This window comes from Streptomyces sp. NPDC085460, assembly GCF_044541975.1.
Lineage (GTDB): Bacteria > Actinomycetota > Actinomycetes > Streptomycetales > Streptomycetaceae > Streptomyces.
Genome location: NZ_JBITTO010000004.1, coordinates 164415 through 179307 on the forward strand (window position 1 = coordinate 164415; position 14893 = coordinate 179307).

Genomic DNA, 14893 nt, shown 5'->3' on the forward strand with positions numbered 1-14893 from the left:
GGTCCCGTTCTTGGTCCCGGTCCCGGTCCCGTTCTTGGTCCCGGTCCCGTTCTTGGTCCCCGCCTCGGCCTCGGTCCCAGTCCTGGTCCCCGCCTCGGTCCCAGTCCTGGTCCCCGCCTCGGTACCGGTCCTGGTCCCCGCCCCGGTCCCGCGTCTGGTCCCCACCCTGGTTCGTCCGCCGTTCCGGCCCCGCCTCCCGCTCCGGTTCCGGCCCCGGGTCCCGCGCGGGCTCGGGGGCCGTGCGGGGGGTCGGGTTCCTGGGGTGCGAGGTGGGCCGCGGGGGGCCGGCGCGGCCCGGGGGCGGGTCGGGAGGGCGGGCCCGCCCCTGTTCGCGGACGTCGAGGCGCCGCAGCATGCCCCGTACCCGGTCACCGGCCTCGTCGGCCGCGTCGATGGCCTCCATGCACTGCCAGTACAGGCCCTCGTCGTCGGTGACCGAGGCCACGCCGACGAGGGCGATGCCGACCTCCCCGAGGAGCTCACCCAGCGCGGTCAGCGCCGAGCGCGGGTCACCGACCTCGGTGAGCCGGGCGGCCCGCGGGCCGGTCGTGCCCCACGCCGGGTACTCCCCGGCCTCGCTGAGCCCCCGCGCCTCGCCTCGGAGCTCCAGCGGTCCGCAGAGCGCGAGGTGACTTCCTATCGCCTGGGCGAGGGCCCGGGCCTGCCAGGCTTCCGCCACGATGTCGTGTGCCGTCCCGCTCTCGGCCAGCGCGTGCAGGCCGGCCAGGACGAGTCGCTCCGCTTCCATCAACTCCGCCCCCGTTCGTGCGACTTGCCGTTCCCTTCAGTCCACTACCCAGAGTGAGGCCGCCTGAGCCCCCGCACCAGAGGAATTCGGAAATCTGTGGACAGGCGGCTCGATCGAGGTAAATCGATCACTCCGAAGAGTGACGATCACCGTCATTACTGTCCGACTCGTCCGTTCCGTCCCGTCTGCGGGCCGGGAAGCGGAGCTCGTTCCTGTCGATCTTGGCGGCGAGGGCGGCGAGCGGGTCGACCCCCAGCACCTGGCAGAACTGGAGGAGGTAGGCGAGGACGTCGGCGACCTCGTCGGCGACCCGGTGGGCGGAGTCCGGGGAATCCATCACCTTCTCCGCCTGCTCGGGCGTCAACCACTGGAAGATCTCCAGGAGTTCGGACGCCTCGACGCTGAGCGCCGCCGCCAGGTTCTTGGGCGTGTGGTACGGCTGCCAGCCGCGCGCCGCCGCGAAATCGGTGAGGCGGCGCTGGAGTCCGGCCACGGACTGGACGTGGCTGGCCACGTCAAGTCCGTGGCCGGCCGCGTCCTGCCCGTGGCCGGGCTCGCCTTCTCCGGCGTTCTTCTGTTCTTCGTGCTCCGTGTCCGTCACGGCGTCAGGTCTACCACTGCCACCCCGGGCATCCGCCGGGCCTGCGCCGCCGTGGCCTCGCCGACCGCGCCGACGAGCCGCATGTGGCCGTCGGCGGTGATGTCCGCGGTCAGGTCGAGGAGGGCGCCCACCTGGCGCGCGTCGAGCCCCCGGTCGAGGTCGTCGGTGAGCAGGGTCAGGCACTGCATGGCCTCGGGGACCTCCGCGATCCGGTCCATCGCGTAGACGCCGGGGCCGGTGAGGAGGGTCAACGCCAGTGCCAGGTAGCGGAGTTCGCCGTCGCCCAGCCGGTCGAGCGGCGTGGCGGGGCGGGCGCCCCGGCCGAGGAGGGCCTGGACGGTGCCGCCGGGCAGCTCGCGCACGCCGATGCCCGTGACGGGACCGGCGCAGCCCGCGGCGGCGACGGCCGCGAGGCGCTGGTGGCGGCGGGGGCAGGCGTTGTGGGTGCGGTGCAGGACCTCGGCGAGGTTGGCGCAGTCACGCAGCAGCCGGCCCTCGCCGGCGAGGACGGGGGCGCGCATTTTCGCGGGTTCGGGGGCGCAGGGGAAGAGCGAGCGGAGGCCGACCACGGTCTGCTCGGCGGCGGCGAGCACCTCGCGCTGCCCCGCGGTGGCCCCGGCGACGCGCAGCGGCAGAAGGGCGGTGCCGAGGAGGTCGTCGGGGAGCGGGGCGCGGGTGACGGGGGTGCTGCCGGCGGTGAGCCAGGCGGCCTGGACGGTGGAGCGGCCGGGGTCCCTGAGGGCGGTGGTGAGGAGGGTGCGGCCGTGGCGGGTGAGGCGTTCGCCGACGATGCGGAGCTCGGGTTCGGCCTGGACGGCGAGGTCGAGCCGGACCGGCCCGGCGGGCCCGTCGACGGTGCAGCCGAGGGAGAAGCCGCGGCGGCCCTGCGCGTCGGGCCGGGCGCTGTCGGGGACGTACGCGGCGGGATCCGGGAACACCTCGCCGAGCGGCTCTCCCGCGCCGAGCCGGGCGAGCGCCTCGTACGCGTGGAGGACGGTGGACTTGCCGCTGCCGCTCGGTCCGGCGAAGAGGGTGACGGGGCCGAGCGCGTGGACGGCGCGCCGCCGCCCGGCGTAGGCCGACAGGCGCAGTTCGCTCACGACGGGCCGCGCGACGGCCCCCGCGACGGCCGGTGCCTCGCGCCCGGGCCTTGCGACGGCCCCCCGCCCCTCGCCCCCGGACCGCCCGACGGTCCGTCCCTCGCCCCCGGACCGCCCGACGGCCCGTCCCTCGCCCCCGGACGGCGCGACGGCTCGCCCCTCGCCCTCGGGCCGCGTCTCCCGGCCGGGGGACGTCGGGGCAGGCGTACGGGTGGACGCGGGTGTAGGGGTGGGGGCCGGCGCGGACGTAGACGCGGGCGTAGGCGCGGATGTACGGGTGGGCGCGGGTCCGGGCCTACGGGTGGGCGCGGGTTCGGGCCTACCGGCGGGCGCGGGGGCCGGCATACGGGTGGGCGCGGTGGCCGGCCTGGGGCCGGAGTCGGGCGTGGCCGCGGGCGTACGGGCTTCGGTGTCAGCAGCGCCCGTACCGGACCCCGTACCCGTACCCGTACCAGACCGCGGGCCCGAAGGCGTACCCGTACGCGAGCCGGACCCCGTACCCGTACCCCTACCCGTCCCTGACCCCCTGCCGGCGTCGGGCGGGGTCGGGGCCTCGGCCGGGGGTGGGGTCGGGCGGGGGTGGGGGACGGTGTCCGGGCGCGGGGTGCGGGCGACGGGCGGGTGGGGGGTGGTCGCGCGGGCGCCGGGCGTGCTGGTGTCGGGCGTTCGCACTCCGGCCGTTCGGGGGTCGGACGCGCGGGCGTCGGGGGTGCGGGGGCCGGGGGTGCGGGCGAGGGCGGGGCCGCCGGTGAGGTCCATGATCGGACCGTACGCAGGGGCGGTGCTGACGAACCGTTACGGCGAGATGACCTTCCTACGATCGGGGGACGCTCGCGCGGGGGGCGCCGACGGGTTCGTCGTCGTCCTCGCCCGCCGGGGCGTCGCCGGTGCTCTCGACCTCGGTCCCGGGCGGGGCGAGCAGGAAGACGTTGCGGTCGACGCGGTGCATGCCGCTGCCGAGGCCGAAGACGACGCCGCTGCTGAAGTCGAGGACCCGCTTGCCGACTTCGGGGTCGGCTCCGGTGAGGTCGAGCAGGACCGGGATCTGGGCGATGAGGTACTCGGCGACCTCGCGGGCGTCGGCGAAGACCTGGACCCGCAGCACGACCATGCGGCGCTGCTCGACGGATTCGTACTGCTCGGGGATCGTGCGGTGGTCGACCCTGGACGGCCATTCGTCACGGCCGCGCAGCGGCAGGACCTGGGCCAGGCCCTCCCACTGCTCGTCGGTGACGTCGTACCTCTCGTACCTACTCATGGCCCCATCCTCCCGCTCCTCACCCGTTCGGCCCAACAACGACACGAACGACACCGCCGAACGGGTCGGGGACCCGGCCGTCGCGCGCGCTCACGCGAAGGTCTTGGCCAGGCGGCGCAGCCCCTCGGTGATCTCGTCGGGCCCGTGAGTGGTGAAGGAGAGACGGAGGGAGGCGTGGTCGGGGGTGCTGGAGAAGAACGGGGCGCCGGGAACGTAGGCGACGTCGTGTCCGACGGCGGTGACGAGGAGGGCACCGGCGTCGTGGCCTTCGGGGAGGGTGGCCCAGACGAACATGCCACCTTCGGGCCGGTTCCAGCGGCTGCCGGCGGGAAGGGCGGCGGGCAGGCCGTCGAGCATGGCGTCCCGGCGGGCCCGGTAGGCGGCGCGCACGCGGGCGACGTGGGCGTCGAGGTCGTTGTCGCGGAGGTACCGGGCGGCGGCGGCCTGGTCGATGGTGGAGGTGTGCAGGTCGGCGGCCTGCTTGGCGATCACGCAGGCACGGCGGAGGGCGGTCGGGGCGCGGAGGAAGCCGAGGCGCAGGCCGGGAGCCATGACCTTGGAGAAGGAGCCGAGGAGGGCGGTGCGGTCGGCGGCGGCGGGAGTGGCGGCGATGTGCGGGACGGGCTCGCCCTCGAAGCGGAGTTCGCCGTACGGGTCGTCCTCGGCGATCCAAAAGCCGTGCCGGGCGGCGGCCTCGGCGACGGCGGCTCGGCGCGCGGCGGGGAGCGTGCGGCCGGTGGGGTTCTGGAAGGTCGGGACGAGGTAGAGCAGGGTGGGATTCTCGCGGGCGGCGATCTCGTCCAGGGCCTCGGGGAGGATGCCGTCGTCGTCGGTGGGCACGGGGACGACGCGGGCGCCGGCGAAGCCGAACGCCTGGAGGGCGGCGAGGTAGCAGGGGTCCTCGACGAGGACGACGCCGCCGGGTTCGAGGAGCGCGGTGGCGAGGAGGGTGAGTGCCTGCTGGGAGCCGGTGGTGACGAGCAGGTCGTCGGCGCCGGTGGGCAGTCCGCGGGCGGTGAGCCGGGCGGCGACGGCGGCGCGGAGGGCGGGGTCGCCCTCGGTGGTGGAGTACTGGAGCACGGAGTGCGGGCTGTCCGTCAGGACGGCCTGGTAGGCGGCCTTGATGCCTTCGGTGTCGAAGAGTTCGGGGGCGGGCAGGCCGCCGGCGAACGAGATGACCTCGGGCCGTGCCGTGAGCGCCAGGATCTCGCGTACCGGGGACGCGGCGACGTTTCCGAGGCGGGAGGCGACGGGGGGCGCGGGCGCGGCGACGGGGGGCGTGGGCGCGGCGGAAGGGGGCACCGGTTGCGCGGCGGAAGGAGGGAGCGGGAGCGGCGCGACGGACGAGGGCACCGGGAGCGCGGCGGACGGGGGCACCGGGAGCGCGGCGGAAGGCATGCGGTTCAGTGTAGGAGCCAACTGTTCGCTGTCCAGGGGTGTCTCACGGTCCGAAAGCCCCGCGCGCGGCGGGTGCGACGCCGCCGGCGGTGAACGTACCGGTGGTGAACGTGCCGGTGTGCGGGACGCGGTGGGCGTCGAGGGCGCGGCGGGTGGCCTCGGCCCGTGCCTCGGCTCCGGGGGCGGCCGGGTCGTGGAGGACGCCGGCGACGCAGCCGCTGTGGGCGATCTGCACGCCGACGGCGCCGGTCCGGCGGGCGAGCGCGACGAGCGCCTCGAACTCCGGCTGTCGCAGGACGCGTTGGGCGCGGCGGGCGCTGGCCGTGGCGACCCGGCCGAGGAGCGCGGCGTCGCCGTCGGTGACGGCGCGGCGGAGCCGGTCGCGGAGGAGGGCGTAGGCGCGGAGGTCGGCCTCGGTCGGCGCGGTGGCGGGCAGGGCGAGGGTGTCGACGGGCGCGCCGCCCCCGAGGAGACAGCCGACGACGAGGAGCGGGGGCAGGGCGGGGCCGAGGACTTCGAGGACGCGGCCCTCGCGCTGGGCGAAGAGGACGGTCCGGGTGTCCGCGTCGAGCATGAGCGGGTCGCTGGCGCGTTCGGCGCGGACGGCGAGCCGGGCGGTGGTACCGGGGTCGAGGCGGAGCCCGTACGCGTCGGCGACGGCCCGTACAGCGGCGAGGACGTCGCTGGTCGAGCTGCCCATGCCGAGGCCGAGCGGCACGGCACCGCTCAGGCGCAGGCTGCCGCCGTGGGCGGGGCGGCCGGTGCGGGCCGCGCAGGCGGCGACGGCGAGCCTGGCGGCGCGGGCGGCCTTGGTGCGGTCGGCGGGGGCGACGGTGACGGCGCCGGGCGGGGTGCCGGGCCGGGAGGTGAAGTCGGCCCGGGTGCCGGGGGCGGCCATGGGGAGCGTGACGAGGCCAGCGCGCGGGACGCCGTCGGCATCGCGGAAGAAGCCCTGGAGGAGTTCGCCGTGGTGGGAGGCGGCGTGACCGGTGCCGGTGGCGGGGGTGGCTCCGGTGGCGGGGTTGATGCCGGCGCCGGAGCCCTGACGGAGGGTCGAGGTCGGGGTCGGGGTCGAGGTCGAGGTCAGGGTCGGGGTCCTGGTGGTCACGAGGGTGATTGTGGCTTCAGGGTCGGGGGCGGTAGGGCGGCGGGGTGGGGGACGGGCACGGGTCGGCGTAGGGGTACGAGTCCGGGTACGGGGCGGCGTAGGGGGTACAAGTCCGGGTCCTGGTCCGGGTCCGAGTCCGAGTCGGCCTACCGGCGCTGGGCCGGGTCACCGTACGCCTACACCTACGGCCCCCGTCCGGCCGCCGCTCATCCGAATGGCCACCACCGCTCCCCCTCCGGCGCGTCCCGCACGAAGACCAGCCCGTCCAGGTCGCCCAGCCGGGCCGGGTCCAAGGGGGCGTAGCCGTACCAGGGCGACGAGCGGGGAGCGGGCGGTACGTCCCCTAGGGCTTCGGCCAGCAGGCGCGTGTCGATCACGTACCGGTCCTCGGGGAGCCCGTACAGGAGTCCTTCGACGGTGTCCGGCGGCGGGTCCTGGACCCCGTGGTGGCGGATCGTGCCGAGGGCGGTGGCGACGAAGGCGTACTCCTCGCCGAGGCGGGAGCCGGTGATCGCCCCGGCGGGCCACCACTCGGCCCGCTGCCCGCCCATCAGCAGGGCGCCCCGGGCGCGCTGGAGGTGGGTGTTGTGGCCGTGGGCGAGGACGGGGCCGCGCTCGGCGAGGGCGAGCAGGTTGGCGGCCATCATGGCGGCCCGGAGGGTGAGCATTCCGCTCAGGCGGGCGGACGAGGTGTCGGCCGTCCAGGAATGGTAGCGCAGCAGTCCCGCGGCGGTACGGGCGTGCAGGCGCGCCCGCTCCCACGCGTCGTGCTCGGCCGGGTCGCGCAGGTCAGGGGCCTGGGCGTCGAGCAGGGCGGTCAGGTCGTCGGTGATCCGGCGCAGGCGTTCGGCGTCGGGCGTCCGCCCCACGGACCGGGACGGGTCGCGCATCGCGGCGGGTTCGGTCCAGCGGGCGTCGTCGCCGAGGAGCCCGTCGAGAGCGGCGGCGGTACAGGGCAGCGGCGGGCTGTCGCACCGGGCGGCGAGGTGGGTGTGGAGCGCGGTGAGGGCCCGCCGGGGGCTGTCGGCGCCGGAGATCTCCAGCGGTCCGTCGAACCCGGCGAACCGCACCCGGTCCGCCGCCGGCCGGTCCTCGTTGAACGCGCGCATCCAGCGCACGAGCGCGCGATTGGCGGGGGATCCGCCGAAGCCGTGGCTGAAGCCGCGGGTCATCACGTCGTCGAGGTCGCTGGCGCCGGTCGTGACGTGGTCGTCGACGATCAGGCCCGCCAGGCAGTCGCTCTCCAGCGCGATGGTCCGGTACCCCTCGTCCTCGACGAGTCGGCGGAAGAGGTCGTTGCGCACGTCGAGGAGGGCGTCCTCGCCGTGGGTGGGCTCGCCGAGGGCGAGGACCCGCGGGCGGGTCCCGAGCAGTTCCAGGAGGCTTGCCTCGTCCACGGTCCGGGCGGCGTCCTTGAGGGAGAGGGGCATGCGGTCCACCTTTCTCGGGCCGGACGGGGCGGTCCCCCGGCTCCGTGGGGTGGAAGCTATACCTGAATGTTCGTTTGAAGGTTGGCGCGGAAGGCAGCGCTCTACTGGCTGCTTACGCCGTCCTGTAGTTTCAAAGCGTGTCCTCTCTGCGACCGGTCGATCTCGCCCAGGAGCACGGTATCTCCCCGCAGACCGTGCGCAATTACGAGCGGGACGGTTTCCTTCCGCCGGCCGAGCGCACCGCCTCCGGGTACCGCCGGTACACCGAACGCCACGCCGCTGCCCTGCGGGCGTATCTCGCCATGGTTCCCGCCCATGGGTACGCCGAGGGCGGCACGATCATGCGGGCGGTCACCGGGGGCCGCCTGGACGACGCCCTGGCGGCCGTCGACCGCAGCCACGCCGAGCTCCTCCGCGACCGGGGCACGCTGGACGCGGTGGGCGAGGTCCTCGCCCACCTCAGGAAACGCGCGGGCGGCACCGACTGGCGCGCCCCGAGAACCACCCAGCCCTTCACCATCGGCGAGCTGGCCCGCCGTCTCGGCGTCAGCGTGGCGACCATCCGCGCGTGGGAGCGGGCGGGCGTCCTCGCCCCCGGCCGCCGCCGTGACACCGACCACCGCTCCTACGACGCCGACGACGTCCGCGACGCCGAACTGGCCCACTTCCTCCGCCGCGGCCACTACTCCCTGGAGCTGATCGCCACGGTCGTCCGGCAGATCCGGACGGCCGGCGACACGCGGGCCCTGGAAGAGGCCCTGGAGGACTGGCGCCGGCGCGTCACGGCCAGGGGCGTGGCGATGCTGAGGGCGGCGGCCCTCCTCTCCGCCTACCTGGCCTGGGAGGACGATCCGTCCTGACCCCTGACTTCGGAGGACCGCCCGTCCTTACCCCTGACGCCCCTGGGGTCATTCCCGGACCGCACCGCCGCCCCCTCCGCTCGGTACGCCCCCTCCGCCCGGTACGCCCCCGGCGTCACGTCGAACTCCTTCCGGAACGCCAGGTGGAAGCCGACCTGGCTGCGGTAGCCCACGCGCCCCGCGATGTCCTGCTGCGCCACCGAGGTGTCCGCGAGCAGCCGCATCGCCTCCTGGAGCCTGCGCACCGTCAGCCGGCGCATCGGCGTCTCGCCCACCAGCTCCTTGAACCGCTGGGAGAACACCGACCGTGACATGCCCGCCGTCCGTGCCAGCGACTCCACCGTCCACGGCTCCGCGTACGCGCCGTGGATCGCCACGAGCGCCCTGCCGATGCCCTCGTGGCGCAGGCCCCGCAGCGCGGGCGTCTCCTCGGTGAGCCGCGCCAGGGCGATCCGCAGCGACAGCGCGAAGACGGTCTCGAAGGCCCGCAGGGCCACGAGCCGCGCCCCGGGGGCGGTTCTCTCGATCTCGTACGGCAGGGCGGCCAGGGTCGCCGTGAGGAGCGGCTCGCCTGCCAGCTGTTGCCGCCGCAGCACGATGATCCGGGGCAGCTCGCCGTAAAGCCCGGGATCGGTCAGGGGGTTGTACCGCAGGCTCGCGCAGAGCATCCGCGTCCCGTAGGGGGGCGTCCCCACCCTGACGCATCCCGACCGGGCCGGATCCGCGCCCGGAAGGCACGGTACGGCGGCGGTGCTCGGCAGCAGGGCCGACAGCGGTGTGGTGTGGCCCCCGTTCCGCTCAGGCGCCGAGAAGGTGTGCGCGGTGCCGTGCGGGAAGATCGCGAGGTCCCCTTCGTACAGCTCGACCGGTGCGGAACCGTCCTCGAAGGAGATCACGCAGCCGCCCCGGACCATGTGGTGGAGGATCGCGCAGCCGTCCTCGTGCCCCCGCACGCCCCAGGCCCCGCCCGCCTCCCACACGCTGTGGAAGACGTCGGTCAGCCACAGCGGTCTCAGCAGCGCGGTCAGCACGTCGTCAGGCACGGACACTCCTTATGCGGACGCTCCTTAAACCGATCCGGCTCCCGCTTCATTGATCGTATCCAGCGCGCCGCGAACGATGAGAGCGAGGGAAAGACCGCTGCGTGAAAGGCGCGACATGACACGAGACATCCGGCAGACAGCCTCCGGGGACCGCAAGCACGTGCTCGTGACCGGGGCCAACGGCTTCCAGGGTGGGGCGGTGGCCCGGCGGCTCGCCGCCGAGGGGCACGCGGTACGCGGGTTGGTACGGGACCGGGCGAAGGCGGCGGCGCTGCCCGCCGGTGTCACCCCCGTCGACGGCGACCTGGCCGACGCCGACGCGCTGCGCGCGGCCTTCGAGGGCGTCACCCACGCTGTCGTCGCGCTGCCGCTGGAGTACGACCCCGGGACCGTGACCCGCTACGCCGGCAACATCGCCGAGGCCGCGCACCGGGCCGGCGTGCGGCGCCTGGTGTTCAACGCCAACACACCGGTCCCGGACGAGCCCACCCCGTACGCCGGCTTCGAGACCCGCCGCCTCGCGGAGCGGATCCTGCTCGCGGGACCGGTGCCGGTGGCCGTCGTCCGTCCCCCGGTCTATCTGGAGAACCTGTTCAGTCCGTGGAACGGCCCGGCCCTCGTCGACCACGGCGTCCTCACCTACCCGCTCCCCGCCGACCGGAAGGTCGCGTGGATGTCCCACGCGGACCTGGCCCGCGTCGCCGCCCGCGCCCTGGACGACGACGTGCCCACGGGACGCGCCTGGCCCGTCGGCGGCGCCGAGCCGCTCACCGGCCCCGAGCTGGCCGCCGTCTTCGCGCGCGTACTCGGCCGGGAGGTGTCCTATCTGCCCCTGGAGGTCCGGGTCTTCGAGGAGGCCCTGGGCCGGGCGCTCACTCCCGGGACCGCCGCCGGCGTGGCCGGCGTCTACCACTACGCGGCCTCCTCCCGGGCGCCCGGCCTGCTCGCCCCGCGCCCCGCCGACACCGAGTCCGTCTTCGGCGTACGCCTCACCCCCGTCGCCGAGTGGATACGGGCGCAGCCCTGGGGCGACCGGGCCTGGTGAGACCGGGCACCGGCCCTCCGGGTAAGAGGGAAGGAGGAGTCAGGGGGAAGGAGGAGTTTGGGGGATCAGGAGCGGTCTGGCGGACGGAGGTCAGGGGCGAGGGATCAGGGGCAGGCGCGTGTCAGAGGCGAGGGATCAGGGGCGGCGGACGGCGATCACGTCGTACTTCTCCTCCGGATCCTGGCCCACGCCGAAGCGGGCGTTGGGCAGGTACAAGCGGTCGCCGAACGCGGCCACGGTCGTCGGCGTGTCGAAGCGGTCGTCGCGGACCCGCCGCAGGACGCGGCCCTCGGTGCCCGCCGCGTTCAGGCGCAGGACGGTGAGGAAGCTGTCCCCGTTCCGGACCCCGTTCTCCACGGCGTACAGCGTCCTGCCTCGCAGCAGCAGGCCGTCGCCGTCGGGCAGTGACTCCCCGCGCAGGTCCACCCGGCGGCTCCCGCCAGACGCGTCGACGCGGAACAGCCCGCCGGTGCTGGACTGGACGACGAGCAGGGCCCTGCCGTCCGGGGTCGGTGTGATGCCGTTGGCGTTGAAGCCCTCGCCGTACGCGAGATCCCCGCTGATCGGGATCCGCACCGCGGCAGCGGGCAGCCGTCCGCCGTGCAGCGGCAGCTTGTAGAGCACCGGGTTGGTGGAGTCGGTGAACCAGGCGGCGTGCTCGGTGAGGACGACGTCGTTGACGAACGCCGGCCCGTCGGCGAGCCGGTAGGAGGCCAGCAGCCGGCCGGTGCGGGTGTCGATGACGCGCGCGTCGCCGCCCGTGCCGCCCGCCACGAACAGCCGTCCGCGCTCGTCGGTCTTCATGCCGAGGGAGGGTGTGCCGGGGCCGTGGCTGAGGAGCGTGCCGCGCCCGGTGCGCAGGTCGGCGCGGTAGACGGATCCGTCGGCCATCGAGCCGACGAACGCGTACGGGCCGGGTCCGACGGCGATGCCCTCGGGCCGGAAGCCCTTGGGGAGCGGGATGACCGCCGGAGATCTCCCGGCCGTCGCCCTCTCCTCGGAACTCGCCCCGGCGGAGCCGCCGTTGGCTAAGGCGAGGGTGGCTGCGGCGACGATCGCGGCGACGGCATTATTCACGCGCATGGTGGATGCCCTTCTGGTGGTACCGGTGTCAGCGGTCGTGGGCGTATCGGGGGTCGCGGACACCCCGGAAGGCGCGGACATCGCGGCGTCTCAGTGGTGTCCTGCGTCGCGGAGGTCCACGGCGAGCTTGTGCCGTGCCGTTCCGTCGGCGATGGAAGCGAGCGCGGAGGCGATGTCCGTGACGGGGATACGGACCGGCCGGCGCGGCTCCAGGAGGCCCTGCTCGTACCAGCGCAGGCACTGGCGCAACGCCCCCGCGGCTGGGGCGATGTCGCGGGTGGCGTACCCCGCGACGTCCTCGCCGATGATGCCGACGTTCCGGACGAGGACGTCGAGCAGGCTCACCTCGGGGATCGTGCCGCTCGCGAAGCCGGTGGTGACGAGTCGCCCTTCCCAGGCCAGCCCGTCGAGCAGTTCCGTGGTGAGCGCCCCGCCGACGAGGTCGAGGGCGAGGTCGGCGCCGCGGCCGCCGGTCACCCCCCAGAGGGCGCCGGGGAGGCCGGGCGGCCGCAGGACGTGATCGGCGGCGGTCGGCGGCAGCGTGCCCGAACGGTCCACCGCGACGACCCGCGCGCCGGCGGCACGGGCGACCTGGAGTGCGGCCGTCCCGACGTTCCCGGTGGCGCCGGTGACCACGACGGTCTCGCCCTCCCGCAGCCCGCCCCGGCGCAGCAGGGAGAGGTGGGCCGTGGCGTACGCCACGGGGAAGGCGGCGGCGGTCAGGTCGTCCATGGCGTCGGGCACGGGCAGTACGTGCGCGGCGTCGACGACGAGCCGGTCGGTGTAAGCGCCCCAGCCGACCAGTGTCATCACGCGCCGACCGGTTGCTAACTCCGTTACATCGGAAGCGACTTCGGCGACGGTCCCGGCCAGTTCGAAGCCCGGAACGAGCGGTTGCGGGGCGCGGATCTGGAAGTCGCCGGAGAGCTGGACGAGTTCGGCGAAGTTGAGTCCGATGGCGGCGACGTCAATACGGACCTGGCCCGGCCCGAGGGGCGGGTCGGGCAGGTCGAGCCACTGGAGCTGTTCGGGACCGCCGTGGTGCGGGGCGGCGAGGACACGCATGGCAGAGGACTCCTGGTGTGCGCAAGGTCGGGACGGTTTGCCGGGGTCGGGTCGTTCGCCGCGACCCGACCACGCCAGAAAACCGAGGGAGACCGGCGGGTGTCCACAGGACAACCAGGTGCTTCGGGCACCACGAGAACGCTCTCCGCCCCGCACCACGGCGGTCCCGAACAGCTCCAGGGGCGGTCACACGTTCAGATAAGCCAGTACGGCCAGCACCCGGCGGTGGTCGTCGGGGGCCTGTGGCAGGTCCAGTTTGGTGAAGATGGCGGCGATGCGCTTGGAGACGGTGGCCTCCGTGACCACGAGGCGGCGGGCGATGGCCGCGTTGGACCGCCCTTCCGCGATGAGGCCCAGCACCTCCTTCTCCTTGGGGCTGAGCCGCTGCAGCGGGTCGTGGTGGCGGCTCAGCAACTGGCGCACCACCTCCGGGTCCACCACCGTGCCCCCGCGGGCCACGGCGTCCAGCGTCGAGATGAACTCCTCGACCTCCCCGATGCGGTCCTTGAGCATGTAGCCCATGCCGGCGCCCTGCCGGTCGGAGGCGATGAGCTCGGAGGCGTACCCCTGGGACACGTACTGGCTGAGTACGAGCACCGCGAGACCGGGGTGGTCGGCCCGCAGTCGCCGGGCGGCGCGCAGTCCGTCGTCCGTGTTGTCGGGGGGCATCCGCACGTCGACGATGACGGCGTCCGGTTCGTGCTCGGCGACCGCGGCGATCAGCGACGGGGCGTCCCCGACCGCGGCGAGTACGGAGTGCCCGAAGCGTTCCAGGAGCCCGACCAGCCCCTCGCGCAGCAGGACGGAATCCTCCGCGATGACCAGCCTCAGTGATGGCACGGGATCTCCACTCGCAGGACGGTCGGTCCGCCGACCGGTGAACTGAGGAACATTCTGCCTTCCAGGACCGCGAGCCGGTCCGAGATGCCGACGATCCCGCTGCCCGCCTCCGCGTCGGCGCCGCCGACGCCGTCGTCCCGGACCTCCACCACGAGATCGCCGCCGCCGAGCCGGCCGCGCACCCGGGCGTGGGCCGCCCGGCTGTGCTTGGCGATGTTGGCGAGGGCCTCGCACACCACGAAGTAGGCGGTGCTCTCCACCTGCGAGGGGAGCCGTCCGGGCAGCGCGATGTCGACCTCCACCGGGATCACCGAGCGTCCGGCCACGTCCCGGACGGCCGGTTCCAGACCACGGTCGGTGAGCACCTGGGGGTGGATGTTGTGGATCAGCTCCCGCAGTTCCTGGAGGGCCTGTCCGGCCTGGGCCCGCGCCTCCCGCACCTCGCGGGCGGCGTGCGAGTCCGGCGGCAGGTCCAGTTCGGCCAGACCGAGTTTCATGGACAGGGTGACGAGCCGCTGTTGCGCTCCGTCGTGGAGGTCGCGTTCGATGCGGCGGCGCTCCAGTTCGAAGGCGTCCACGAGGCGGGCGCGGGACTGCACGACCTGGGCGAGTTCGCTGTCGCGGGGATCGAGGACCGCGAGGGCCATCGCGGCCCGTACGCCCGCCCAGGCCGCGATCGGATAGGCCGCGATGGGCAGCAGCACCGCGCCGACGACCGCTCCGGCCCAGCCGACGGCGGTGCCGGCGGTCGGCTGGAAGGGGGCGCTCATCAGGAACAGCGGAATGCCCAGGGACACGAGGGCGACGCCGATGTCCGTCCACCACAGCACCAGCAGCGCGACCAGGCCGTAGCCGAGTTCCCGCAGGCCGGCCGCGGCACGCAGGCGCGCCCTGAGCCCGCTCCACGACAGCCGTGGCGGCGGGGCGGCGTCCGGGGCCGGCGGCAGGTGCGTCACCAGGCCCAGGCGCCAGAGCTCGTACCGGGACACGCCCCACGCCACGACGACGGCCGTGGCGAGCACCACGACGAGGGCGAGCGGCCCCAGTCCGTCCCACATGAGGTACGTCAGCGCCCCGAGGCCCGCGACACAGGCCCCCACGGCGGCGCTGGAGAGCAGGTATCCCAGCGACCTCCAGGGCCAGGAGGAGGTGAGGAAGCTCAGCGGCCGCCGTGCGAGTGCTTCCAGCGTATTGCGCGCGATCACGCTCCGACCGTAGCGGCCTGCGTGGTCCGCGGGCAGGGGTGCCAGGTCTACCCCGAGTCTCCAGCAGGGGCCCCTGCGGCGGACCGTCCGGAGGGCGTTGGCTTCGACC

The 14893-nt window shown here is 74.7% G+C and carries 13 protein-coding genes and 1 pseudogene; 2 read left to right on the forward strand and 12 right to left on the reverse strand.

What is annotated here, in order from left to right; translation table 11 throughout:
* Positions 1 to 277: 277 nt before the first annotated feature.
* The 7 genes and pseudogenes from ACIGHB_RS11825 to ACIGHB_RS11855 all read right to left on the reverse strand — a co-directional run.
* A pseudogene (locus ACIGHB_RS11825) lies at positions 278 to 748 on the reverse strand (DUF6099 family protein); the annotation flags it as partial.
* 127 nt (positions 749 to 875) lie between these two features.
* A complete protein-coding gene (locus tag ACIGHB_RS11830; protein ID WP_360320183.1) occupies positions 876 to 1241 on the reverse strand; it encodes a nucleotide pyrophosphohydrolase in 366 nt (121 codons plus the stop codon).
* A gap of 104 nt (positions 1242 to 1345) precedes the next feature.
* A complete protein-coding gene (locus ACIGHB_RS11835; RefSeq protein ID WP_399911918.1) occupies positions 1346 to 2794 on the reverse strand; it encodes an ATP-binding protein in 1449 nt (482 codons plus the stop codon).
* 469 nt (positions 2795 to 3263) lie between these two features.
* Positions 3264 to 3707, reverse strand: a complete 444-nt coding sequence (locus ACIGHB_RS11840; RefSeq protein WP_360320073.1) for a cell division protein SepF — start codon at positions 3705 to 3707, stop codon at positions 3264 to 3266.
* Between the two features lie 90 nt (positions 3708 to 3797).
* Positions 3798 to 5105: a PLP-dependent aminotransferase family protein gene (locus tag ACIGHB_RS11845; protein WP_399911921.1), complete on the reverse strand. Its 1308-nt coding sequence runs from the start codon at positions 5103 to 5105 to the stop codon at positions 3798 to 3800.
* Between the two features lie 43 nt (positions 5106 to 5148).
* The gene (locus ACIGHB_RS11850) at positions 5149 to 6213 is read right to left on the reverse strand and encodes a GHMP kinase (RefSeq protein WP_399911924.1); all 1065 of its coding nucleotides are present in this window, start codon (positions 6211 to 6213) and stop codon (positions 5149 to 5151) included.
* A 206-nt stretch (positions 6214 to 6419) separates the two neighbouring features.
* The gene (locus ACIGHB_RS11855) at positions 6420 to 7643 is read right to left on the reverse strand and encodes an erythromycin esterase family protein (RefSeq protein ID WP_399911927.1); all 1224 of its coding nucleotides are present in this window, start codon (positions 7641 to 7643) and stop codon (positions 6420 to 6422) included.
* A gap of 137 nt (positions 7644 to 7780) precedes the next feature.
* Here ACIGHB_RS11855 and ACIGHB_RS11860 point away from each other — a divergent pair, with 137 nt between their 5' ends.
* The gene (locus tag ACIGHB_RS11860) at positions 7781 to 8503 is read left to right on the forward strand and encodes a MerR family transcriptional regulator (RefSeq protein WP_399911928.1); all 723 of its coding nucleotides are present in this window, start codon (positions 7781 to 7783) and stop codon (positions 8501 to 8503) included.
* Here ACIGHB_RS11860 and ACIGHB_RS11865 read toward each other — a convergent pair.
* Positions 8473 to 9546 (reverse strand): AraC family transcriptional regulator, encoded by a 1074-nt coding sequence (locus ACIGHB_RS11865; protein WP_399911931.1) that lies wholly within the window; start codon positions 9544 to 9546, stop codon positions 8473 to 8475. The two genes, ACIGHB_RS11860 and ACIGHB_RS11865, sit on opposite strands and share 31 nt — an antisense overlap.
* A gap of 115 nt (positions 9547 to 9661) precedes the next feature.
* Here ACIGHB_RS11865 and ACIGHB_RS11870 point away from each other — a divergent pair, with 115 nt between their 5' ends.
* Positions 9662 to 10591: an SDR family oxidoreductase gene (locus ACIGHB_RS11870; protein WP_399911934.1), complete on the forward strand. Its 930-nt coding sequence runs from the start codon at positions 9662 to 9664 to the stop codon at positions 10589 to 10591.
* Positions 10592 to 10726: 135 nt separating this feature from the next.
* Here the strand turns inward: ACIGHB_RS11870 and ACIGHB_RS11875 are convergent, their stop codons facing one another.
* From ACIGHB_RS11875 to ACIGHB_RS11890, 4 genes are all read right to left on the reverse strand, one after another.
* On the reverse strand, positions 10727 to 11674 hold the full coding sequence (locus ACIGHB_RS11875) for a superoxide dismutase (protein ID WP_399911936.1): 948 nt from the start codon (positions 11672 to 11674) through the stop codon (positions 10727 to 10729).
* Between the two features lie 90 nt (positions 11675 to 11764).
* Positions 11765 to 12739, reverse strand: a complete 975-nt coding sequence (locus ACIGHB_RS11880; protein ID WP_399911939.1) for an alcohol dehydrogenase catalytic domain-containing protein — start codon at positions 12737 to 12739, stop codon at positions 11765 to 11767.
* A 186-nt stretch (positions 12740 to 12925) separates the two neighbouring features.
* Complete coding sequence (locus ACIGHB_RS11885; RefSeq protein WP_388880229.1) at positions 12926 to 13579, reverse strand: response regulator; 654 nt, start codon at positions 13577 to 13579, stop codon at positions 12926 to 12928.
* Positions 13567 to 14784 (reverse strand): histidine kinase, encoded by a 1218-nt coding sequence (locus tag ACIGHB_RS11890; protein ID WP_399911943.1) that lies wholly within the window; start codon positions 14782 to 14784, stop codon positions 13567 to 13569. Before ACIGHB_RS11890 ends, ACIGHB_RS11885 begins: the two co-directional genes overlap by 13 nt.
* Positions 14785 to 14893 lie beyond the last annotated feature (109 nt).